This window comes from Phaeobacter sp. JH20_37 (assembly GCF_048056015.1).
Taxonomy (GTDB): Bacteria; Pseudomonadota; Alphaproteobacteria; order Rhodobacterales; family Rhodobacteraceae; genus Phaeobacter; species Phaeobacter bryozoorum.
In genome coordinates, this window is sequence record NZ_JAYMWW010000006.1 from 219950 (window position 1) to 243335 (window position 23386).

General features: G+C 62.6%; 23 protein-coding genes. 11 read left to right on the forward strand and 12 right to left on the reverse strand.

All coding sequences use genetic code 11. The annotated features are described in order from the left end of the window. The first annotated feature begins 54 nt into the window (after window positions 1–54). Window positions 55–1239, forward strand: coding sequence for a cytochrome P450 (locus tag VWZ87_RS03235; protein WP_416535179.1), 1185 nt, complete (start codon window positions 55–57; stop codon window positions 1237–1239). A gap of 49 nt (window positions 1240–1288) precedes the next feature. Here VWZ87_RS03235 and VWZ87_RS03240 read toward each other — a convergent pair whose 3' ends face one another. Then, on the reverse strand, window positions 1289–2488 hold the full coding sequence (locus tag VWZ87_RS03240) for an MFS transporter (protein ID WP_416535180.1): 1200 nt from the start codon (window positions 2486–2488) through the stop codon (window positions 1289–1291). A gap of 198 nt (window positions 2489–2686) precedes the next feature. After that, window positions 2687–3166, reverse strand: coding sequence for an Lrp/AsnC family transcriptional regulator (locus tag VWZ87_RS03245; protein WP_340545961.1), 480 nt, complete (start codon window positions 3164–3166; stop codon window positions 2687–2689). 146 nt (window positions 3167–3312) lie between these two features. On the opposite strand from VWZ87_RS03245, the gene cobA reads away from it, so the two are divergent. From cobA to VWZ87_RS03275, 6 genes are all read left to right on the forward strand, one after another. Further along, a complete protein-coding gene (gene cobA, locus VWZ87_RS03250) occupies window positions 3313–4149 on the forward strand; it encodes a uroporphyrinogen-III C-methyltransferase (RefSeq protein ID WP_340545962.1) in 837 nt (278 codons plus the stop codon). After that, complete coding sequence (locus tag VWZ87_RS03255) at window positions 4149–4457, forward strand: DUF2849 domain-containing protein (protein ID WP_260081637.1); 309 nt, start codon at window positions 4149–4151, stop codon at window positions 4455–4457. Before cobA ends, VWZ87_RS03255 begins: the two co-directional genes overlap by 1 nt. Continuing rightward, window positions 4450–6114 (forward strand): nitrite/sulfite reductase, encoded by a 1665-nt coding sequence (locus tag VWZ87_RS03260; protein ID WP_416535181.1) that lies wholly within the window; start codon window positions 4450–4452, stop codon window positions 6112–6114. Before VWZ87_RS03255 ends, VWZ87_RS03260 begins: the two co-directional genes overlap by 8 nt. 4 nt (window positions 6115–6118) lie before the next feature. Continuing rightward, on the forward strand, window positions 6119–6898 hold the full coding sequence (locus VWZ87_RS03265; RefSeq protein WP_340545964.1) for a phosphoadenylyl-sulfate reductase: 780 nt from the start codon (window positions 6119–6121) through the stop codon (window positions 6896–6898). A gap of 3 nt (window positions 6899–6901) precedes the next feature. Continuing rightward, window positions 6902–7300, forward strand: a complete 399-nt coding sequence (locus VWZ87_RS03270; protein WP_340545965.1) for a DUF934 domain-containing protein — start codon at window positions 6902–6904, stop codon at window positions 7298–7300. A 149-nt stretch (window positions 7301–7449) separates the two neighbouring features. After that, complete coding sequence (locus VWZ87_RS03275; RefSeq protein WP_416535182.1) at window positions 7450–8340, forward strand: ferredoxin--NADP reductase; 891 nt, start codon at window positions 7450–7452, stop codon at window positions 8338–8340. A gap of 81 nt (window positions 8341–8421) precedes the next feature. Here the strand turns inward: VWZ87_RS03275 and VWZ87_RS03280 are convergent, their stop codons facing one another. Next, on the reverse strand, window positions 8422–9147 hold the full coding sequence (locus VWZ87_RS03280; RefSeq protein ID WP_416535183.1) for a hypothetical protein: 726 nt from the start codon (window positions 9145–9147) through the stop codon (window positions 8422–8424). A gap of 311 nt (window positions 9148–9458) precedes the next feature. Here VWZ87_RS03280 and infC point away from each other — a divergent pair, with 311 nt between their 5' ends. Further along, window positions 9459–10007, forward strand: coding sequence for a translation initiation factor IF-3 (infC, locus tag VWZ87_RS03285; RefSeq protein ID WP_374015615.1), 549 nt, complete (start codon window positions 9459–9461; stop codon window positions 10005–10007). Window positions 10008–10227: 220 nt separating this feature from the next. Continuing rightward, complete coding sequence (locus VWZ87_RS03290) at window positions 10228–10869, forward strand: methyl-accepting chemotaxis protein (RefSeq protein WP_416535184.1); 642 nt, start codon at window positions 10228–10230, stop codon at window positions 10867–10869. A gap of 101 nt (window positions 10870–10970) precedes the next feature. Here VWZ87_RS03290 and VWZ87_RS03295 read toward each other — a convergent pair whose 3' ends face one another. The 8 genes from VWZ87_RS03295 to phaC all read right to left on the reverse strand — a co-directional run bounded on the left by VWZ87_RS03295 (window position 10971) and on the right by phaC (window position 20318). Next, complete coding sequence (locus tag VWZ87_RS03295; protein WP_416535185.1) at window positions 10971–11759, reverse strand: FAD binding domain-containing protein; 789 nt, start codon at window positions 11757–11759, stop codon at window positions 10971–10973. A gap of 86 nt (window positions 11760–11845) precedes the next feature. Further along, on the reverse strand, window positions 11846–14209 hold the full coding sequence (locus VWZ87_RS03300; protein WP_340545971.1) for a xanthine dehydrogenase family protein molybdopterin-binding subunit: 2364 nt from the start codon (window positions 14207–14209) through the stop codon (window positions 11846–11848). Between the two features lie 94 nt (window positions 14210–14303). Further along, window positions 14304–14789: a (2Fe-2S)-binding protein gene (locus VWZ87_RS03305; protein WP_340545972.1), complete on the reverse strand. Its 486-nt coding sequence runs from the start codon at window positions 14787–14789 to the stop codon at window positions 14304–14306. A gap of 119 nt (window positions 14790–14908) precedes the next feature. Beyond that, window positions 14909–15913: a molybdopterin-binding protein gene (locus tag VWZ87_RS03310; protein WP_416535186.1), complete on the reverse strand. Its 1005-nt coding sequence runs from the start codon at window positions 15911–15913 to the stop codon at window positions 14909–14911. Then, window positions 15910–16932, reverse strand: a complete 1023-nt coding sequence (locus tag VWZ87_RS03315; RefSeq protein ID WP_416557726.1) for an XdhC family protein — start codon at window positions 16930–16932, stop codon at window positions 15910–15912. The genes VWZ87_RS03310 and VWZ87_RS03315 overlap by 4 nt, the downstream gene beginning before the upstream one ends. A gap of 171 nt (window positions 16933–17103) precedes the next feature. Further along, complete coding sequence (gene phaR, locus VWZ87_RS03320) at window positions 17104–17664, reverse strand: polyhydroxyalkanoate synthesis repressor PhaR (RefSeq protein WP_340545975.1); 561 nt, start codon at window positions 17662–17664, stop codon at window positions 17104–17106. A 248-nt stretch (window positions 17665–17912) separates the two neighbouring features. Continuing rightward, entirely contained in the window at window positions 17913–18356 is a 444-nt protein-coding gene (locus VWZ87_RS03325; RefSeq protein ID WP_340545976.1) for a phasin, PhaP, read from the reverse strand. A 132-nt stretch (window positions 18357–18488) separates the two neighbouring features. Beyond that, window positions 18489–20318 (reverse strand): class I poly(R)-hydroxyalkanoic acid synthase, encoded by a 1830-nt coding sequence (phaC, locus tag VWZ87_RS03330; protein WP_416535188.1) that lies wholly within the window; start codon window positions 20316–20318, stop codon window positions 18489–18491. A 145-nt stretch (window positions 20319–20463) separates the two neighbouring features. Between phaC and phaZ the strand changes: the two genes are divergently transcribed. Next, window positions 20464–21738 carry a polyhydroxyalkanoate depolymerase gene (gene phaZ / locus VWZ87_RS03335; RefSeq protein ID WP_416535189.1) on the forward strand — a complete coding sequence of 425 codons (1275 nt, stop codon included), beginning with the start codon at window positions 20464–20466 and terminating at the stop codon, window positions 21736–21738. Window positions 21739–21820: 82 nt separating this feature from the next. Beyond that, on the forward strand, window positions 21821–22396 hold the full coding sequence (locus VWZ87_RS03340; protein ID WP_416535190.1) for a DUF6151 family protein: 576 nt from the start codon (window positions 21821–21823) through the stop codon (window positions 22394–22396). Window positions 22397–22449: 53 nt separating this feature from the next. On the opposite strand, the gene VWZ87_RS03345 is transcribed toward VWZ87_RS03340, so the two are convergent. Continuing rightward, window positions 22450–23358, reverse strand: coding sequence for an alpha/beta fold hydrolase (locus tag VWZ87_RS03345; RefSeq protein ID WP_416535207.1), 909 nt, complete (start codon window positions 23356–23358; stop codon window positions 22450–22452). Window positions 23359–23386: the final 28 nt, after the last annotated feature.

The following is a 23386-nucleotide window of genomic DNA, read 5'->3' on the forward strand; positions in this document are numbered from 1 at the left end:
ACAGTAGCAAAGCCCCCCTTGCATTGACCAGCCGCCTTGGCAAAAGCTGCGCAGATGAAGACATTGACCCAATCCCCCACCGACCCCGATTTTGTCCAATCCCCCTACGGTTTTTACGCCGAGGCCCGCGCGAACGGACATCTGCATTACTGGCAGGACTACAAGATGGTTGCGGCCTTCTCGCACCCGGCTGTTCATACCCTGCTGCGCGACCGCCGCTTTGGCCGCGAAATCCCGCCGGAGATGGCGCGCGAAAGCCCCGCCCATCTCGCCCCCTTCCTGCAGGTCGAGGCGCATTCGCTCCTGGATGCAGAGCCACCCCGCCACACCCGCCTGCGTCGCCTTGTCTTGCGCGCCTTCACCAGCCGCGAGATCAAGGCGCTGGCGCCCGGTCTCGAAACCCTCTGCCACGAGCTGATCGACGCCTTCCCTCAGGACGCGCCCTTTGACCTCCTGTCCACCTATTGCACTCAGGTCCCGGTGATCGCGATCTGCCGCCTGCTGGGCGTGCCCGAGGATATGGCGCCGCAGCTCCTGGACTGGTCGCACAAGATGGTCGCCATGTATCAGGCCTCCAAGACGGTTGAGACCGAACATGCCGCCGCGAAGGCCAGCCAGGAATTCATCGACTTCCTCACCGCCTATGTGGACGAACGCCGCAAGACCCCGGGCGAGGATCTGATCACCCGCCTCATTCAGGCCGAGGAAGACGGCGAAAGCCTCTCCACCGATGAGCTGATCGGCACCTGCATCCTGTTGCTGAACGCAGGCCATGAGGCCACTGTGCATTCGCTGGGCAATGGCGTGAAAACCATGCTGCAACAGGGCTGGGACAAAAGCTGGCTTGCCCCCGACGGCATCGACGGTCTGGTTGAGGAAATCCTGCGCTATGACCCGCCGCTGCATATGTTCACCCGCTACGCCTATGAAGAGGTCGAGATGTTCGGCCATAGCTTCCAGCGCGGCGATGAGGTGGCGCTGCTGCTGGCGGCGGCCAACCGCGACCCCGAAATGCTGGAGGATCCCGAGCGCTTCGATCCCACGCGCCCGGCGAAGGTGAACACCTCCTTTGGCGCAGGGCTGCATTTCTGCGTCGGTGCGCCGCTGGCGCGGATGGAGATGCAGATCGCCCTGCCGATCCTGTTCGAGCGTTGCCCCGACCTGAAACTGGCCGCCGCGCCGGAGTATAACAACACCTACCATTTCCACGGGCTGACAGGCCTGATGGTTCAGGTCTGATCCCCAACGTGGCGGGCCGGCGCGGCCTGCCACAACACCACCGCCCGCCTCAGGCTGGGCTTCGCGGCCGTCCAAAGATCAGCACCGCAGCAGCCACAACAGCCACAGCCGACGCACAGCGGATCACGGTCTGAAAATCATAGGCCTGCGCAATCAGCCCGACCGCCGGGCCCGCCATCACCCCGCTCACCATCAGTGTATTCCAGTAGATCGCCGTCGCGCGGGCGGGTGTGTCAGGCGCAAAGGATTGTACATAGCTGATGCCAAGGCTGGCATAGAACCCGTAATACAGCCCCTCCAACGCCGCCCCCGCCAGCATCTGCGGAAAGCTCTGCACCGCCGCCAGCAGCTGGATCGTCACAACCGCCAGCCCGGTGACCACCAGCAGCGCCCGCCACATGCCGATGCGCGCAATCACCCAAGGGGTGGCAAAGATCGCAATCACCTCGACAAAGGTCTTGATGCTAAAGGCAAACCCCGGCGCATAGCCGGGCAGCCCCACCTCTTCCACGTAAAAGATCGGCAAGGCGGAAAACGTCAGCGAATGCGCGCTCGACAGGCAGAACACAAAGCCGGCCGCCAACCACAAACCCTGCGGCGCCACTGCGGTCTGGCCAGCGCTGTCCTGCGCGGGCGCACGGCCCGGCATCGCGGTGATGTCACGGGGCAGCGTAAACCACCACAAAGAGATCCAGACCATCGACACCGCAACGGCCATCACAAACACCGCCCGAAGACCAATCCCATCCGCAATCAGAAACGTGACAGCCGGGCCGATCATCCAGGCCGTTGAAGTCGTGGCCCGCATATGCGCATTGAACCGCACCCGCTCCACCTTGTGACGTTCGGCCAGACTGCCGCCCAGGCTGAACATGGTCGACACCGCGCTGGAACTGATCCCGAACCCTATAACACCCGCCGTCAGCACCACCCAGAGCGCGGGCAGCAGCGCCAGCGCTCCGGCCGCAAACACAAACCCCGCCGCGGCCAGTCCAACCAACGGAAACACCCGCGCGCCGGCATCGATGCGGCGGGCAAACTGCCGGTTGGCCACCAGGGTCAGGCTGATCGCCATCCCGGCATAAACACTGATGATCCAGGGCTCATACCCCAACCCCCTGACCAGAAAATAGCTCATGAAGGGCACAATCATGGCGGTGCAGATCGTGCCGCAGAACAACAGCAGCAGAAACAGCAGGCGCGCCGTCACCGCACCCACAGGTGCCGCAGAGGATGGGGAAATGGCCATGATCAAGTCAACTCAACTGCAAATGCCTCACCATTGCCGGAGCGCCCCCGCTGCGCAAGCCCAGCGTCCAGACTGGCTGCCCCGCCGCCCCGTCATCTTTCCAGAAATACTCCGGGGGATGGGACCTGCGCCGCAGGCGTGGGTCACAAAAAAGGGGGCAGCGCCCCCTTTCCTTTGCCACCATCTGACGACCGCGCGCTATTCTTCTGCGATGGCTTCTAGCGGCAGCAGGGTGGTGGATTTGATCTCCTCCATCGACAGCAGGGCCGTGACATTATGCACCCGCACCTCGGAAATCAGCGCCTGATAGAAGTTGTCATAGGCACGGGCGTTCTTCACCCGCACCTTCAGGATATAGTCGATATCCCCCGCCAGCCGGTGCGCCTCCTGCACCTCCGGTCGATCCTGCAACGCCTTCAGGAACTTCGCCTGCCACTCCGCCTCATGGGCCGAGGTGCGGATCAGCACAAAGAAACAGGCCTCAAACCCCAGCGCCTCGGCATCCAGCACCATGGTCTGCCGCCCGATGACGCCCGCCTCGCGCAGCTTGCGAATGCGATTCCACACCGGCGTCTTGGAACTGCCCACACGGCGGGCGATTTCATCCAGCGACTGGCCCGCATCGCGTTGCAGCTCCGCCAGAATTTTCCGGTCCGTGCCGTCGATCCGCACTGTCATTCCTGTTTTCTCCTTGTTTGGGGATCAACCCGCCTGCATCTGCCGCCAGCTGGAACAATCTTCCTTATTTGCCGCGCCATATAGCGGATAAGGGGGAATATTTCCTATATTCAGGGGTAAGTCAAACAAACCAGACGAGGCCCCAGATGACCGGTCCAGACACCAGAACGCCCCCTGCGCCGCTGCCGAAGCCCGCGCAGGCCTGTGGCTCCGTCGCCGCGACGTCGCTGGTGGCTGGCGAGGTCGCCTTTGCCGGCTCCGGCCCCGGCGATCCTGACCTCCTGACGCTGAAGGTGGCGCGCGCGCTGTTGCAGGCGGATGTGATCCTCTTTGACCGTCTGGTCAGCGCCGAGATCATGGCCCTTGCAGGTCCGCAGGCCCAGCTGGAAGACGTCGGCAAGGAAGGATTCGGCCCGCAGGTAAGCCAGGAGGAGATCTGCGCCCGCATGGTGGCCCATGCCCGCGCGGGCAAGAAGGTGCTGCGCCTGAAATCCGGCGATCCCACCGTCTATGGTCGTCTCGATGAAGAACTCACCGCCTGCGAGGCGGCCGGTGTCGCCTATCAGATCCTGCCGGGTATTACCGCCGCCTCCGCGGCCGTGGCCTCCATCGGCCAGAGCCTGACGCAGCGCGGGCGCAATGCCTCGGTGCGGTTTCTGACCGGCCACGACATGAAGGGCTTTGCCGATCACGACTGGGCCGCTCTCGCCCGTCCGGGTGAGGTTGCCGCCATCTACATGGGCAAGAAATCCGCGCGTTTCGTGCAGGGCCGCCTGATCATGCACGGTGCCGACCGCGCCACGCCGATGACCATTGTCGAAAATGCCTCGCGCGCCAATCAGCGGGTGATCGAAACCACGCTGGACCGCCTGCCCACCGATCTTGCCGCCGCCGAACTGACCGGCCCGGCGCTGACATTCCTCGGCCTTGCCCCGCGCGCCAGCGCCCAGGCCCTGACAGATTTGAAAATGGAGCTTGCCTGATGCCCCGCCCCTTTACCCCGAAAATCATCACCGCCAACGATCTGCTTGAGGGCGACGTGATCTATTTCACCGACACCAACGGCTGGAGCCGCGAGCTGAAAGAGGCCGAGCTGATCGAAGATGAGGCCGAAGCCCAGCTGCGCCTGCTCGAAGCGGAGAAAGACGCGCAGCATGTGGTGGGCATCTACCTGACCGATGCAAAAGCGGGGGCTGACGGCCCCGAACCCACCCATTTCCGTGAAGATTTCCGCCGCACCGGCCCATCCAACTATCGCCACGGTAAGCAGGAGGCCGCAGCAAATGTATAAGTACAACGATTTCGACACCGCGTTCCTCGCCGAACGCAACGCCCAGTTCCGCGCCCAGGTGGAGCGCCGCATTGACGGCTCTCTCACCGAGGATGAGTTCAAGCCGCTGCGCCTGATGAATGGTCTCTATCTGCAATTGCACGCCTATATGCTGCGGGTGGCGATCCCCTATGGCACGCTGAACTCTGACCAGATGCGCACCCTCGCGCTGCTGGCGGAGAAGTGGGACAAGGGCTATGGCCATTTCACCACCCGTCAGAACATCCAGTACAACTGGCCTAAGCTGCGCGATGTGCCCGATATGCTGGACGCGCTGGCCGAGGTTGGCCTGCACGCGATCCAGACCTCCGGCAATACCATCCGCAATGTGACCTCGGATCATTTCGCCGCCGCCGCCAAGGATGAGCTGACCGACCCGCGCCCCTATGCCGAGCTGATCCGCCAGTGGTCCACCGATCACCCGGAATTCCAGTTCCTGGGCCGCAAGTTCAAGATCGCCATCACCGGCAGCTCCAACGACCGCGCCGTGACCCGCGCGCATGACATCGGTCTGCGCATGGTCGAACGCGACGGCGTTGCCGGGTTTGAGGTGATCGTGGGCGGCGGCCTTGGCCGTACGCCGCTGATTGGCAAGGTGATCCGCGATTACCTGCCGCAGGCCGATCTGCTGCCCTATCTGGAATCCGTGCTGGCGGTCTACAACCTGCTGGGTCGGCGCGACAACAAATACAAGGCCCGCATCAAGATCACCGTGCTGGAAAACGGCATCGACACCATCCGCGAGATGGTGGAGGAGCGGTTTGAAGAGCGTCGCAAGACGTTTGACGGCACCGATCAAGTGCTGCTGGAGGAGATCAAGGCCCATTTCACCCCGCCCAAACTGCGCGGCGGCAATCTGGAGACCTATCTGGCCGCCTATGATGCCGATCCGGTGTTCCGCTCCTGGGCGGATACCAATCTGGCCGATCACCGCGATGACAACCACGCCATCGTCACCATCTCGATCAAGGCGCATGGCCAGACCCCCGGTGACGCCACCGCCGCGCAGATGCGGGCAATGGCGGATCTGGCAGAGCGGTTCGGCTATAACGAGCTGCGCATCAGCCATGAGCAGAACGTGATCCTGCCGCATGTGCATAAATCGGACCTGCCGGCCCTGCACGCCGCGCTGAAGGACCACGGGCTGGCCACCGCCAATGTCGGGCTGATCTCCGATATCATCGCCTGCCCCGGCATGGATTACTGCGCGCTGGCCACTGCCCGCTCGATCCCGGTGGCGCAGGAGATTGCCACCCGGTTTGAAGAGCTGAAGCTGGAACATGAGGTGGGTCATCTCCAGATCAAGATTTCGGGCTGCATCAACGCCTGTGGTCACCACCATGTCGGCCACATCGGCATTCTTGGCCTCGACCGCGCCGGGGTGGAGAACTACCAGATCACCCTTGGTGGCGACGCGACAGAAACCGCCGCCATTGGCACCCGCACCGGCCCCGGTTTTGCCTATGATGAAATCGTGCCTGCGGTGGAACGGCTGATCACCGCCTATCTCTCTCTGCGCGACAGCGCCGAGGAAACCTTCCTCCAGACCTATCGTCGCGTCGGCATGGATCCGTTCAAGGCCGCGCTTTACCCCGAGGCCCAGAAAAAGGTTGCTTAGCACCATGGTCAATGCAGCGGCACTACCGACTGACACACACCAAGGCCCCAGCAGTGCGCATCAACTGGCACTGGCAACAAAGGTGGATGCGCTCAATGCGCGCTTTCGCCACCATTCTGCCACCGCGGTTATGGAAGGCGCGCTGAAGGATGCGGGCCATATCGCGCTGGTCTCCAGCTTTGGCGCGGAATCGGTCGTGCTGCTGCATATGGCGGCGGTGATCGACCCGATGACGCCGGTGGTCTTTGTCGATACTGAATTGTTGTTCACCGAAACGCTGGTCTACCAGCAGGAGGTGAGCGAGCGGCTGGGCCTGCGCAATGTGCAGGTGATCCGCGCCGCTGATATCGCCGAAAAAGACCCCTATGGCGCGCTGCGGTTCTCGGATACCGACGCCTGCTGCGCCCTGCGCAAGACGGCACCGCTGCAAAAGGCGCTGGCGGGGTTTGACGGCTGGATCACCGGGCGCAAGCGGTTCCAGGCAGGCACCCGTGCGGCGCTGGAGTTCTTCGAGGTGGAAGAGGCCGCCACCGGCCCCACCGGTCGGCTGAAGATCAACCCCCTCGCCCATTGGGCGCCGCAGGATGTGCGCGCCTATATGGATGAAAACAGATTGCCCCGTCACCCGCTGGTGGCCAAGGGCTACCCCTCAATCGGCTGCGCCCCCTGCACCTCGCCCGTCAAGGAAGGCGAAGATCCGCGGGCCGGGCGCTGGCGCAACCAAGACAAGGAAGAATGCGGCATCCACGTGGTGGATGGCAAATTCATTCGCACAGGAGCCTGATAGATGAGCGTGATTGTGACCGATACGGGCTTTGGCCCCGACAGCTGGACAGCGGGCTTTGACAGCGACACCGCCATTGAGATGCAGCCTGATGCCGACCCTTCGGCGCTGTCCAACCAGCTGCCAGGGCTGGAGATGATCCGTATTCATTTCCCCAGCTTTGCCGATGGCCGGGGCTTTACCCTTGCCCGGCGCCTGCGGCTGGCAGGCTACACCGGCCGTCTGCGCGCCTATGGCCATGTGCTGGCCGATCAATATGCGATGGCGCGGCGCTCCGGGTTTGACGAGGTGGAGATCAGCGACGATCTGGCCACCCGCCAGCCCGAGGACCAGTGGCTCGACCGTGCCAACTGGCAGGCGCATGACTATCAGGCCCGCCTGCGCGGCACCGCCGCGCGCTAAGCCAGCCCCCTTCCGCTTCATGGGACGACCCGCTGTCGGCCCGGCTCCCTTGCGCCCTGCGCGGAGCCGGTTTCGCAAAACAGGGGGTTTTCCTGACCTGTATCAAAGACTAATCAGAGGTGCCGGCTACTCCTCCGGCAGAGCAACCGATGAACGAGATGACCCCCGTGACTGAAGCTGTGACCGAAGCTGTGACCGACATTGCCAACGATCCGAAACCGGCCAAAGCCGTACCGGCCCTGCCCGACGCCCAGACCGTGACCGAGGTCAAGCACTGGACGGATCGACTGTTTTCCTTCCGGGTGACCCGGCCTGCCTCCCTGCGGTTCCGCTCGGGCGAGTTTGTGATGATCGGTCTGATGAACGATCCCGACCCCAAGACCGGTAAGGTGAAACCGCTGCTGCGCGCCTATTCCATCGCCTCGCCCAGCTGGGACGAGGAAATGGAATTCTACTCGATCAAGGTGCAGGACGGCCCGCTGACCTCGCGTTTGCAGCACATCAAGGTGGGCGATGAGATTATCCTGCGCCCCAAACCCGTCGGCACGCTGGTGCATGACGCGCTGGTCCCCGGCAAACGCATCTGGTTCTTTGCCACCGGCACCGGTTTCGCGCCCTTTGCCAGCCTGCTGCGCGAACCGGAAACCTATGAGAAATTTGATGAGGTGATCATCACCCACACCTGCCGCGAAGTCGGGGAGCTGACCTATGGCGCCGAGCTGATCGAAAGCCTGAAGACCGATGAGCTGCTCAATGAGGTGATTGGCGAAGGCTTCTGGAAGAAGATCAAATACTACCCGACCACCACCCGCGAGGAGAGCCCCAAGATGGGCCGGATCACCGATCTGATGCGCTCGGGCGAGGCCTTTGCCGATCTTGGCGTGCCGCCGCTGAACCCCGAAAGCGACCGCGCGATGATCTGTGGCAACCTGGCGTTCAACCTCGAACTGAAGGACCTGTTTGAAAACACCTATGGTCTGGAAGAAGGTGCCAATTCCAAGCCTGCGCATTTCGTGGTGGAAAAAGCCTTCCTCGACTGATCCGCAGCGACGGCACTGATGTAAAAAAGGCCCCCGCCAGAGTTTGGCGGGGGCCTTTGTCGTCTGGCACATCTGCCCGCGTTACTGCGGCAGCGCGTCCTTGATGCGTTTCAGCGTCGCTTCCAGCAGGGCCGGATTGTCACGCGCCTGACCCAGGGTGGTGACCAGCAGCGCCTTCTGTGTCGCCTCCATCGAGGAGTCCTCGATCATCGCGATCACCTTGTCATAGTCAAAGCCCGCAGGCGTCAGCAGCGCGTCTCTGGCGGCTTCGCCGTTCTCTTCAGCCGCAGCCGTGGCATCGGAGGCGGCATCCGCCACGCTGTCGCCTGCCGCCTCGGCGGATTCTGCGGCGTCATTGGCAACATCCTCTGCCGCCTGGCCTGCCGCCGCTGCCGTATCGGCAACTGCATCACCTGCCGCCGCTGCCTCGTCACCCGCCGCATCCAAAGCAGCCGCAGTGCTGTCCTGCAACTGATTGGCAGTGTCGGTGACACCTTCGGCAATCTCGTTCACGGTTTCCTCGGTCGCCTCGGCAACCGCTGCGGCCGCATCGCTCACGGCCTTTGCCGCCGCATCGACGGAGCTGTCGACAGCGCCTTCGACCTCTTCGGCGGCGGTGGCCACATCATTCTCGATTTCGGCAGCGACCTCTGCGGCAGTCTCACCGGCAGGTTCTGCCTCCGGTGTCACCACAACGGTTTCAGTCGCAGGCGCGCCGGTTTCGGGATCGGTCCCCATGGAGGAGACGTAGAAATATCCGCCCAATGCGACGGCTCCCACACCCAGGCCAATGACGATCGGTTTCATGATGGATCTCCTTATCTCTCCATATGCCCCGCAGCATGGCAAGGCTTATGGCTTAGCACTTGGGGCTAGACGCCTGAAACTACAAGGGGAATAAATGGCTGGCGCCGCCATCGGCCAAACACCGCCAGTCTGGCCCACCCCGGCCTGCCGACATCAGCGCAAGGCAGAATTAACCCTTTGATGACGCTGTTCTGTGCAAACAAACCTTGAAAACAGCGGTATGCGCAGTCATACCCGCAATTGACTTGAATCGCAGGCCCGGGACCGTTACTTTCCGGGCACTTTTCCGAAGTGACAGAAGGATAGACGTCATAGCCCGCAGACCCCATAATGCGCCGCCGCAACGCGACACCGGCCCGCGCATCAACGAAAAAATCCGTGCTCCTGAGATTCGCCTGATCGGCGCTGAGGGGGAAAACGTTGGCGTGGTCCACCCCGCCAAGGCGATGCAGATGGCAGAAGAGGCCGGTCTCGATCTGGTCGAGATTTCGCCCAATGCCACCCCGCCCGTGTGCAAGATCATGGATTACGGCAAGTTCAAATATGAACAGCAGAAGCGGGAAAGCGAAGCACGCAAGAAGCAGAAGATCATCGAAGTCAAAGAGGTGAAGTTCCGTCCCAATACGGACACCCACGACTACGAAGTGAAGATGCGCAACGTGTACAAGTTCCTGGAAAACGGCGACAAGGTAAAGATCACCCTGCGCTTCCGTGGCCGCGAGATGGCCCACCAGAACCTGGGCCGCGACCTGCTGCTGCGTGTTGCAGAAGACATCAAGGAACTGGGCAAGGTCGAAAACATGCCCAAGATGGAAGGCCGTCAGATGATCATGATGATCGGCCCCCTGCCGCAGAAATAACCGTGCTCACACGCGCGACCGTTCGAACCCCGCCCCAATCGGAGCGGGGTTTTTTCGTCGTCGCGGCAATGGCTTGCACCATTGGCACCGATGATATTTTTTCGCGCCACACGGCTTAGATGTATTTTATGGTCACGTTTTATTTACGCCCGCAGCTTACCTGATAGAGGACGTTCGGTCGCCGCCGACAATAAAATCACCGCCAAATATGGAGCCTCCCTTGAAGCCTCTCAGCGACGTCCAAAACAGTGCCTTCATGGCCATCGCGCCCTGCCGCGCCGCCTCTCTCGCGCTGGTGGTGCTGGCCAACGAAGACACCCAGCACGCGCCCGACACGATGAAAGACCTGCTGGACCAGTCGGTGAGCCGGATCAGAGTCGCCTATCAGATGCTGACCCAGGGCCTGGACAAGCTGCTGGCCGAAAGCGAATACGAACTGCCCGAGGATCTCTGCCTGCAACGGAAGAAATCCATCGACGCGCTGACCCCTTTTGCCGAGGTGCTGAACACGAAATCGGATGCCGAGGTGCTGAAGCGGGTACGCGACATGCCCTCGCTCACGGCGCAGGCGCTGTACAAGGTCGAACCGGAGGTCTCCGCCTTTCTGATCGGCATGACCAAAGACATGTTCGACGCGCAGAAAGCCCGCGACAGCGCCCGGGATGACGGGATGCGCGAAGCCATCGAAAACGCCGAAACCGTCGGCCGTCATATTCAGCTGATTGCCTTCAACGCCTCGATCGAGGCCGCACGCATCGGCGATCAGGGCAAGGGCTTTGCCGTCATCGCCTCGGAAATCCGCAACCTCTCCGGGCGCACCCAGACGCTGCTCGACACGATGTCCGGCTACCTGCGCGCCTGATAATCATCGCCGCCGGCAGTCAGTACCGGCCCAGATAGCAACCAGATAGCAAACGGCCCCGGCAGATCGCCGGGGCCGTCTTGCCGTTTCGCGCTGATGGCTCAGGCCGCAGCCGTCACCGCCCGTTTGGTGATCACGCCGACCAGATGCGCGCGATAGGCCTTGCTGCCGTGCAGATCGCCGATCATGCCCTCTGCATCCACGCTCAGCCCCTCTATCGCAGCGGGCGCGAAATTCGCCGACAGCGCCGCCTCAGCCGCGCTCCAGCGGAACACGCCCTCCTCCGAGGCGCCGGTGACCGCCACCCGCACACCGTCAGAAAACCGCGCCACAAACACCCCCACAAGGGCAAAGCGCGAGGCAGGCTGGACGAATTTCTCGTAATGCGCGGCCTGCGGCACCGGCATGCGGATATTGGTGATGATCTCACCTTCCTCCAGCGCGGTGGTGAACAGCCCCTGAAAATAATCATCCGCCGCAATCTCGCGGGTGTTGGTCACAATCGTGGCGCCGCTGGCCAGGGCCGCCGCCGGATAACAGGCGGACGGGTCGTTATTGGCCAGCGAGCCACCGATGGTGCCACGGTTGCGCACCGCCGGATCGCCGATATGGCCCGCCAGCGCCGACAGCGCCGGATAGCTCTTGGCGGTTGCCGCCTCGACCTCGGCATGGGTGGTGGCGCCGCCGATGGCGATGGCATCGCCATCCGGGCAGACACCGCGCATCTCGGCAATCCCGCTCAGGCTCACCAATGCGCTGGGCATCGCCAGCCGCTGCTTCAGCGTCGGAATCAGCGTCTGCCCGCCGCCCAGAGCCTGGGCATCCTCCGCACCCAGCGCCTTGACCGCATCGGCGATGGTTGCGGGTTTCTCGAATTCAAATTCATACATCTTCGCTTCCTTCCCAAAGAGCGCATGAGGCCCTTCTTCTGGCTAGAAATATCCCGGGGGTATGGGGGCAGCGCCCCCATGAGCCCCTAGCCGTTCATCGCCGCCCAGACCCGTGCGGGGCTCAGGGGCATGTCGATATGGGTGACATCCTTGCCTGCGGATTGCAGCGCATCCACCACCGCATTGACCACCGAGGGCGGGGTGCCGATGGCGCCAGCCTCGCCGCAGCCCTTCACACCCAACGGATTGTGGGTACAGGGCGTCTGGCAGGAATGATCGACCTTGTAGAACGGCAGATCATCGGCCCGTGGCATGGCGTAATCCATGAAGGAGGCGGACAGCAGCTGCCCGTCGTCATCATAGACACAGGCCTCCAGCAGCGCCTGACCGATGCCCTGACCAATGCCGCCATGGACCTGACCATCGACGATCATCGGATTGACGATATTGCCAAAGTCATCCGCCGCGGCAAAGCTTTCGATGGTGACCTTGCCGGTGTCGGGATCGACCTCCACCTCGCAGGCATAGGCGCCCGAGGGATAGGTGAAATTCGCCGGATCATAGAACGCGGTTTCCTCCAGCCCCGGCTCGATATCCTCCAGCGGGTAGTTATGCGGCACATAGGCCGCAAGGGTCACATCGCCCCAGGCCAGCGACTTATCGGTGCCTGCGACGGTGAACTGGCCGTCCTTCAGTTCGATATCCGCGTCCGAGGCCTCAAGGATATGGGCCGCGATCTTCTTCGCCTTGGCGATGATCTTCTCGGTGGCACGGACCATCGCAGATCCCCCCACCGCCAGCGAACGCGAGCCATAGGTGCCCATGCCCATCGGTGCCTTGTCGGTATCGCCATGTTCGATCTCGACCATATCCTCGGGGATGCCGATCATCTCGGCGATCACCTGGGGGAAAGACGTCTCATGCCCCTGCCCGTGGCTGTGGCTACCGGTCATGACAACGATGCCGCCGGTGGCATTGACCCGCACGGTCGCGCTCTCATAGAGGCCTGCACGGGCGCCAAGCTGCCCGACAAGGTTCGAGGGCGCGATGCCGCAGGCCTCGATATAGCAGTTCACCCCAAGGCCCCGCAGCTTGCCCTTGGCCTCGCTGGCGGCACGGCGCGCGGCAAAGCCGCTGAGATCGGCGATCTCTTCCAGCTTGTCCATCGTGGCGTGGTAATCGCCGGTGTCATATTCCACCGCAACCGGTGTGGCATAGGGGAATTCGGTGATGAAGTTCTGGCGGCGCAGCGCGATCGGATCAACCCCCAGCTCACGCGCCGCCTTATCAATGACGCGCTCCAGCTGATAGGTCGCCTCCGGCCGACCCGCCCCGCGATAGGCGTCAACGGCAACGGTATTGGTGAACACCGCCTTCACATTCACATAGATCAGCGGCGTCTTATAATTGCCAGCCATCAGCGTGCCATGCAGCCAGGTCGGGACCGAGGGGGCAAAGGTCGACAGATACGCGCCCATATTGGCGTAGGTCTCGGTGCGCAGCGCGGTGAAATTGTTGTCGGCGTCCAGCGCCAGTTCGATCTTGGTCACGTGATCGCGGCCATGGGCATCGGACATAAACGCCTCGGACCGGGACGAGGTCCATTTCACCGCCCGGTTCAGAGCCTTGGCAGCAAAGGTGCAGAAGGCCTCTTCCGCGTAGTGGAAGATCTTGGAACCAAAACCCCCGCCCACATCCGGGGCCACCACGCGCAGTTTATGTTCGGGGATGCCCAGCACAAAGGCGCCCATCAGGAGACGGATCACATGCGGGTTCTGCGAGGTGGTATAAAGCGTGCTGTCGCCGGTGGCGCGGTTGAAATCCCCGACCGCCACGCGTGGCTCCATCGGGTTCGCGACCAGACGGTTGTTGACCAGCTCCAGCGTGGTGACATGGGCGGCGTCCTTGATCGCCTGATCGACCGCCTCGCGGTTATCCTCGACAAATCCCCAATCATAACAGAGGTTTGAGGTCAGATCATCGTGCACCTTCGTGGCGCCATCCTTGACCGCTTCTTTCATGTTGATGACGGCGGGCAGCTCTTCGATGTCGACCACAATCGCCTCGGCGGCATCACGCGCCTGTTCCGGGGTCTCGGCCACAACGGCGGCGATGGGATCGCCGACATGGCGCACCTTGCCCTGGGCCAGCACCGGATGGGCCGGTTCCTGCATCACCTCGCCAAAGCGGTCGGTCACCTGCCAGCCGCAGGGCAGCCCGCCGACGCCTTCGAAGTCCGCGCCGGTGAAGATGCGCACAACGCCGGGCATGGCGGCTGCATCGGCGGTGTCGACCGAGGTCAGCCGACCATGGGCCACATCCGAGCGCAGGAAATGCACATAGGCCTGGCCGTTGAGATTAATGTCGTCCGTGTAATTGCCGGTTCCGGTCAGGAACCTGATGTCTTCGCGCCGTTTCGGGCTGGCGCCGATGCCGCTATCCTTTGGCATTGTCCAAATTTCCTCCCTGGACGGTCTGCGCAGAGGCAGACCTCTTGGTCATGCTGTGGTTCAGTCGTGGGTCCTTTTGCAGCTGCGGCGGGTGTTATTCGGCCGCCAGCGCAGAGATGTCCTGACCCGAGGCCGCCATGATCGCCTTCACGATATTGTGGTAGCCGGTGCAGCGGCACAGGTTGCCCTCAAGGTATTCGCGGATTTCCTGTTCGCTGGGTTTTGGATTGTCCTTCAACAGCGCGGCTGCGGACATCACCATGCCCGGCGTGCAGAAGCCGCATTGCAGCCCGTGGTGGTCCTGAAACGCCTGTTGAATGACGTTGAGCGTGCCATCAGGGGCAGCCTGCCCTTCGATGGTGGCGACATCTGCGCCCTCGGCTTCGGCCGCCAGCATGGTGCAGGATTTCACCGCCTTGCCATCCACATGCACGACACAGGCGCCGCATTGGCTGGTGTCGCAGCCGACATGGGTGCCGGTCAGCCCCAGATCTTCTCGCAGGAAACTGGACAGCAGCGTGCGTCCTTCGACCTCTCCGCTGGCAGTCCGACCGTTTACGGTCATTGTGACTTTCACCATCAACTCCTCCCTTGGCTCGCAAAAACTCGCTGGCCGAAGTTAAGCACGGGGAGCTTGCCGGCGCGAAGCCCTAATCGCATCGCCACGACTAAAGTCGCAGGTGCAGCCGCAGGTCGGGGTCAGAGATCGCTGCGCCTTGGGCGGGGACGTGTGGGGATTTCCTTCAAGAGGCCGCCGACGCCCATGGCGGCGATATCGGCGCTGCTGACCTCGATGCCGCAGACCAGCCGTTCCAGCACCCAATCCGCCCCATTGAGCGCAGGCGAGCGCGCACAGCCCGGCAGGCCCAGCACCGGCCGACCGGACAGCTGGCCGAGAAACAGCAGGTTGCCGGGATCCACCGGCATTCCAAAGCGCAGAATCTCTCCGCCCGCCCGGCGCAGCGCCGAGGGCGCGACATCCAGGGGATCCGAGGTGGCCGAGGCGGTGAGGATCAGGATCAGATCGCTGTCATCGCCAAGGCTCGCAAGCGCGGCGGCCAGCTCCGCCTCGCGGTGCGGCACCACCTGCCGGGGCGCCATCGCCATGTCGAACCGGTCGAGCCGTCCGATCATCGAGGCGCGCCCCTTGTCCGGGGGCGTCTGCGCGCTGGTGCGCGTCTCGATCAGGGTGGCGCGGCGCAGCTGTGGCGGGATCAGGCGGATCGCCCCGTTCACATCGCGGGTAGCGGCCGTCAGCGCCTCATCCGGCACGGCGTAGGAGATGATCTTGGCGGTGGCGACCATGCCGCCGGGATCGGCACGGTGGAAATCGGGCACCGTGGCCAGCGTGATCATCGGATCGACCGCATTCAGCGCGTTGATCCGTTCGGCATCGACCCGGATCAGACCGGGGCCAAGCGCATGCAGGTTGACCCGCCCTGCCCCGGCACCGGAGATGCGCAGCCCCAATGCGGCAGGATCCGGCAACAGCGCCTCGGCCAGCCGCTCTGCGGCGCGGTCTTCGTGGATATCCCCCGGTTCCAGCTGCGCCACGGTCAGCGCGCGGTGGCCGGCGGCGGCAAGGTCAGCCAGATCCTGCGCTGCCAGTCTGGTGCCCTTGGCAATGCGGTGCTCCGCCCCCTGCAGCGAATGGGCCAGATAGCATCCCGACGCCTCATTGAGGGGCACCTCGCCAAAGATCATGGGCGCCGCCCCCGCAGAACCGCCGTCATCTCGGCGATGATCGACACGGCGATTTCCGCCGGGCCTGCGGCACCGATATCAAGCCCGATGGGACCGTGGATACGGGCGAGCGTCGCCTCGTCAAAACCAGCCTCCTGCATCCGTGCAATCCGTTTGGCATGGGTGCGCGTCGAGCCGAGCGCGCCGATGTAGAAACAGTCCGAGCGCAGGGCGGCCTCCAGCGCGGGATCGTCAATCTTCGGATCGTGGGTGAGCAGCACAACGGCGGTGCGGGCATCGGGCGCAAGCTGCGCCATCGCCTCATCCGGCCAATCCTCCGTCAGTGTCTCTCCTGGAAAGCGGTCGGCGGAGGCAAAGGCGGCACGCGGGTCAATGATGACGGGATCATAACCTGCAATGCGCGCCATCGGCACCAGCGCCTGTGCGATATGCACCGCCCCAACCACGATCAGCCGCAGGGGCGGATTATGGACCGCCACAAAGGTCTTACCGTCCGCCTCGACCCCTGATTGGTCCGTGCGCTTGCGATCTGTGTAGCCATCCGCCTCCAGATGCCCCGCACCACTGTCGAGATCCACAACATAGGACACCGCGCGGCGTTCGGCGCGGGCGGTGACCAGATCAGCCAGCGTGTCCTCGGCCAGCGTGCCGCCGATGGGTTCAACCAGAATGCGGATGGTACCGCCACAGGCCAGCCCGACCGCAAAGGCATCACCGTCGCTGACGCCGAATTCCAGAAGCTGATGCCGCCCCGAGGCGATCGCCTCCTGCGCGGCCAGGATCACCGCGCCTTCGACGCAGCCCCCCGAAACGGACCCTTCGATCCGGCCATCGCTGGCAACCGCCAGCTGCGCGCCGGCGCGGCGCGGCGCGGATCCCCAGGTTTCGACCACCGTGGCCAGCGCCGCCCCGCCGCCGGTTGCCCGGCCCGCGCGATACCACGCCAGGGCGGTTTCGGGGATGGCATCAAAACGCTCGATACTGGACGCGATGCTGGGCGCGATACTGGACATGGGCATCTGGAACCTCGGGGTTGCGGCGATTGCCGTATGTGGTCCATGGCAGGCGACATTCCGGCCGCGGACGGGACGCGCCGAGTCTAACGCCGCCGCCCCGCAAGCGGGATCAAAAACACGCGCGCAGCCCTGCGACTTTGGTCGCAGGATCAACACCCGTGCCGCTGTCGGATCTTACTTCAGCTTGGAGAGCTTGTCCTGCAACTCGGCCAGCTGCCGCTTGATATCGTCCAGCCCGTCGCCGTCTTCACCGCTGTCACTGTCGCCGGATGATTTCGCAGCGCCAGGCCAGTTGCCGGAGAACCCGCCGGTCATCGCCTTCAGAAACGCCTGCTGCTGCGCCTTCATCGCCTCGAACCCCGGCATCTGCGCAATCGGGTTCATGGCGTTCATATTCTCGACCATCTTGCTCTGGTTTTCGCGCAGCATCTCAAAGGAGCTTTGCAGGAACTGCGGCATCACCCCGCCACCGGGCACCATGTAGCTGCGCACCAGATCGTTCAGCACATTGACCGGCAGAATGTTCTCACCCCGGCTTTCGTGTTCGGCGATGATCTGCAGGAGATACTGGCGGGTCAGGTCGTCCCCGGTCTTGAGGTCAACGATCTGCACCTCACGCCCCTCGCGGATGAAACCGGCGATATCCTCCAGCGTGACATAGTCGCTGGTCTCCGTATTGTAGAGCCGTCGGCTGGCATATCGTTTGATCAACAAGGGTTTATCCTGATCCGACATGTCATTTCTCCCCAGACATGATGCATTGCAGCAAAGCCTATGCGAGCGCAGAACAAAAGGGAAGCGTTACGCCGGAACGCGCAACAAATGATCGTCGGATCCAATATCAGCGGGCTGGCCATCGCGGGCGGGCCCCAAGCGGTCTGTGGCGCCAATGAAAAAGGGGCAGGTCCGGTGACCTGCCCCCTTCGGTGCAAAGAGATTTCATTGGGAGGAGTGCAAAACCCCTTTGCGGATGCGCTCAGCGCTTACTTTGCTGCGGCTTTTTTTGCAGCGGAGGTCACGTCGTTGGTGGCCTTCTTCACAGCGGCGGACGCTTCTTCGGACATGTCCTTGCCAGCCGACATCAGCAGCTCAACGGTGTCCATCTGAACCTTTTTCGCAACTTCGGCGAAGGCGGCCATGTTCTCGGCGGCCACTTCAGCGGAGGCGGAGGCGAAATCGGTTGCTGCCTTGGCATAGTCAGCAGGCTCGGCCTGTGCCTTGGAGACGTCGCTCAGCTTGGTCAGGGTTTCCTTGGCCCAGCTGTTGGAAATCTCGGCGGATTTCTCGGCAGCCTGCAGGGCAACCTGGGACAGTTTTTCGTTCAGGGCTGCGGTCGATTTGAACGCATCTTCCATCGCGGTTGTGTCAACCGGGAATGCACCCATCATGTCTTTCATCATCGCGGTAAAATCTTGGGTCTTAGCCATTGTACTGGTTCCTCTTGGTTACGCGGCCAGAACGTTCTGCCGCCTTCGCATGACCCCAATATTGTTTCTGCATCGCAGCATTTCAAGGTTTTTCTTGCTGCGATGCAGAATAATTTGCGAATGCCCGGGAAATCAGGGCTTTGCGGACCGCTTTGCCTTTACCCGGACGTAGTCGCCGGGGGCCGGTGTCAGCGGGGGATGCTGCGAATCGCCCGGTTCGCGGGCCTCGACCTGCTTGCCGGAGCGTTTCTTCAGCCAGCTTTCCCAGCGTGGCCACCAGGAGCCTTCGTGAAAGCTCGCCGCCTCTTTCCAGGTCTCGGCGTCACCTTTCATATCGGGATTGGTGTAATGGCCGTATTTGTTGCGGGTCGGCGGGTTGACGATGCCCGCAATATGACCCGACTGCGCCACAACGAAGCTCTTGGAGCGCGAGCCCATCTGCTGAACACCGCGGTAGCAGTCTTTCCAGCGGGCAATATGGTCGGTCTCGCAGGTGATTGCCATCACCGGCACGGTGACGTCGCGCACATGCAGGGTATGGCCCATCAGCTCGAACCCGTCGCGCACGAACTCATTGCGCTGACACAGGCCACGCAGATATTGCATCGCCATCCGCCCCGGCAGGTTCGCGCCGTCACCATTCCAGTACAGAAGATCAAAGGCCGGCGGCGTCTCCCCCATCATGTAGCTGCGGATCGCAGGCCCGTAGACCAGATCGTTGGAGCGCAGGAAGGAGAAGGTCCGCGCCATGATATACGAGCGCAGCAGGCCGTTGTTTGTGATCTCCTCCTCGATGCCGTCGATGAAATCATTTTGCAGGAAGGGCGTGAACTCCCCCTGATCGGAGAAATCCGTCAGCGCGGTAAAGAAGGTCGCCGATTTGATCGAGGTATCGCCGCGCTGTTTCAGCAACGAGAGCGTCAGGCACAGCGTGGTGCCCGCGATACAGTAGCCAACGGCATTGATCTGTTTCACCTTGCAGATCGACTTGGCGGTTTCGATCGCGGTCAGATAGCCCTTCTCGATATAATCCTCCAGACCGAGGTCCGCCTGATCCTCGCCGGGGTTGACCCAGGACACCACAAACAGCGTATAGCCCTGTTCGGTCACCCATTTGATCAGGCTGTTCTGCGCCTTGAGGTCGAGGATGTAGAATTTGTTGATCCACGGCGGAAACAGCACGATGGGGGTTTCATGCACGGTTTCGGTGGTCGGCCGGTACTGGATCAGCTCCATCATCTCGTTGCGAAATACAACCTCACCGGGTGTGGTGGCAATATTGCGACCGATCTCAAAGGCGGTCTCATCCGCCAGCCGCACCACCAGTTCGCCGTCGTTGGCCTCCAGATCGGCAACCAGATTCTCCAGCCCCTTGATCAGTGACTGACCTTCGGTCTCCACCGCTTTTTCCAGCGCATCGGGGTTGGTTGCCAGAAAATTGGTGGGGGCCATCATCTGCACGATCTGATCGGCGAAATAGCCAAGGCGGCGTTTGTCGACATCTTCCAGATCATCGACCTCGGCGACGGCGTTGCGAATTGCCTCGGCATTGGTGAGATATTGTTTCTTGATGTAGTGAAAATAGGGGTTGGACTGCCACATCGGATTGGCAAAGCGGCGGTCATCGGGCGCGCCCTCATCGGCGTCCTCGGGGCTGTCGCCCTCCATGGATTTGGCCAGAAGCGCCTGGGCTTCGGCGAAATTCACCACCGCCTGCCCCCAGTAAGACACCTGTTTTTCCAACAGCTTGGCGGGGTTTTTGGCCATTTCGGCCCAATAGGCGGTTGCTGCGCGTGCAAAAAGCTCTTGATTCGGACCGTCCAGAGAAGGGGGGTGAGATTTTTTCTGAGCCAGAACATCCATCAGGCGTTTTGAAAGTTGCTCAACCTGCTCCATATTTTTTTTAATTCGTTCAATATGTTCCGGCGAGACTGCCGGATCCGTACTGTCGCTTGTTGTCATCTTAACAAATCCCCCGTAATCTTTCTGCTATGCAGAATACTGTCCGCCCATCATACGACAAAGCCATGAAACGTCCGATGGGTTGTGACACAACCGCACGTGGATTCAGATCGGATCCAAGCGGCCAACGCAATGGAGATATAACATGCGTTACATGATGTCGTACGATCTGATGGAAACAATGCGTAACACCAATCAGTGGTTGGGGGCCACCGCCCTGTCGATGGCATCGAACCCGGCGCTGGCCGCAATCCCCAATCCTGCCATTGCCTGGATGGCCGCCTGGGGCGAGGTGACGGAGCGCAGTTTTCAGCGCATGGTGACCAAACCGGATTGGGGCATCTATACCCAGACCTGCGCCGATGGCCGCGATCACGTGGTGGAAATCGACACGGTGGTAGAGCGCCCGTTTGGCGATCTGATCCATTTCCGCGTCGCAGGCCGCGCCGAGCAGCCGCGCAAGGTTCTGCTGGTCGCGCCGATGTCGGGCCATTACGCCACCCTGCTGCGCTCCACCGTCAAAAGCCTGATCGAGAATTGCGAAGTCTATGTCACCGACTGGCATAATGCCCGCGATATTCCGGTTTCAGCGGGCAAGTTCGACATTGAGGATTACACGCTATATCTGGTTGATTTCATGCGTGAAATGGGCCCCGATACCCATGTAATCGCGGTCTGCCAGCCGGCCCCGCTGACGCTGGCCGCCACCGCCTATCTGGCAGAGCAGGATCCGGGCGCGCAGCCGTCGTCGCTCACCCTGATTGGCGGGCCGGTGGATCCCGATGCAACCCCGACGGATGTGACCGATTTTGGCCGCCGGGTCACCATGGGCCAGCTGGAAGAGACGATGATCCAGCGTGTCGGCTTCAAATACAAGGGCGTCGGCCGCAAGGTCTATCCGGGCCTGTTGCAGCTCAGCTCCTTTATGTCGATGAACGGCGAGCGCCATTCCAAGGCTTTCATGGATCAGATCCAGCGGGTCAGCCGGGGGGAAGCATCGGATCATGATGCCCACAACCGGTTCTATGACGAATATCTTGCCGTGATGGACATGACGGCGGAGTTCTACCTGTCGACGGTGGAACGGGTGTTCAAGGGCGGCGAGATTGCCGGCAACAACTTTGTTGTCGCCGGTCACAAGGTCGATATGGGCAAGATCTCCGATGTGGCGGTCATGACCGTCGAAGGCGCCAATGATGATATCTCGGCCCCCGGACAATGTATCGCGGCGCTGGATCTCTGCACCGGTCTGCCGGAGGTAAAGAAGGCCAGCCATGTGGAGCCGGGTGCGGGACATTATGGCATCTTTGCCGGCCGCAGCTGGCGCGATAATATCCGCCCGCTGGTGATCGAATTCATGAACGCGAATGCCCGCACGCCGAAGAAAGCCGCAGCAAAACGCACCAAGGCGACCGCCTGACCGGCGAGGCTGAGGCCAGACCAAATAAGACGGGCGCCCAGCCCTGACCAAAGCCCATTTCAGCCCAAGGACCATTTCAGCAATGGCCGATCCCCTGAGTTTCGCCTGTGACTGCGGCCAGATCCGTGGCGCGCTGTCGCCAGAGGCCCGCAAGGCCGGCACCCGCGTTGTCTGTTTCTGCGCCGATTGCCGCGCCAATGAGCTGTACCACAACCAGCCGGACCCCGCCCCGGGACCGGTTGATCTGTTTCAGGTCAATCCCGATGGGGTGACCTTTCATCAGGGGCAGGATCTGCTACGGGTGATGCGGCTCAGCCCGAAGGGGCTGCTGCGCTGGTATGCGGGCTGCTGCGGCACCCCGATGGCCAATACGCTGGCCAAACCCACCCTGCCCTTTGCCGGGATGCGGTCGGACCGGTTTGCCGACCCATCCGCGCTTGGCAAGGTGCGCGCCCGCGCCTTTGTTCCGAAGGCAGGCAAACAGCCCCGCACCGAAGGCGCGGCACGGATGGTCATCTCGCTGCTCAGCCGGATGATATCGGCGCGCCTCTCGGGCCGCTGGAAAGAGACGCCATTCTTCGACATCGCCAGCGGTGCGCCAATCAGCGAACCGGAGGTGATCAGCAAGGAGGCGCGCGCGGAACTGCTGCGCAGGTAGCGCCGTGCGCTCTTTGCGGCCGACCGGGCCGCGATCCGCACAAGCTTTGCAGGTTAACCGATTGGATCTGATGGCTTTAGTGGGTTGGTGAGTGTCAGGGGCGGCAACGGTTTTGACGGCGATGCCGCCGCAGGTTCCGCCGGTGGCGTCGATATCCGCTGCGGCTGGGTTGTGGCAGCAGCGCTCTGACGGTCTGCGGGCAGATCCGCCGGGCAGCCCAGCTGCCGGTCCTCCTCCGCCAGCCATTCCGCAATCGCCCCGGTCACCTGATCCGGCTGTTCCAGCGTCGGCAGATGTCCGGCCTCCTCCACCACATGAAGCCGCGCATTGGGCATCAGCGCGGCCATGAATTCATGGCGTTTCAGCGGCGTCAGCCGGTCCTGCGCCCCACAGAGGATCAGGGAGGGTCCTTTGAAACGACGCAGTGCCGCCTGCTGATCGGTGCGCCGCTGCAACGCCCGCGCCTGCGCCACGAACAGCTCCGGCCCCAGCGCAAGGGCCTGCTCATAGATCGAGTTCAGAATATCCAGCCGCTGCGGCGACGGGGCCAGGCATTCCACCGGCAGACAGCTGCGCAGCACATCCGCCAGACGACCGCTGCGGGCCGCGATGATCAGCGGCTCCCATTCGGCGGCCTGGGCAGGCGTGTCAGGCAAGGGGCTGGTGGAGATCAGGCAGAGCCGGCTGACACGCTGCGGCGCGCGGCGCAGGATTTCCATTGCAACAATGCCGCCCATCGACAGCCCGGCCAGTGAAAACCGCGCCGGCAACCGGGCCAGCAGATGATCGGCGATCAGCTCGATCCGGTCGCCGCCGAGCAGCGGCGCAATCATCGTCGGCACCACCCCGGACAGTGCCCGCAGCTGCGGCAGGAACACCTCGGCATTGCCCATCAGACCGGGCAGCATCACCAGCGGGGCGCCAGCGGCGCGCTCTGCCGGGGCCTGCGAAGGGCGGCTCATGTTCTGCGGTGCGTCGCCTGACCGGTCT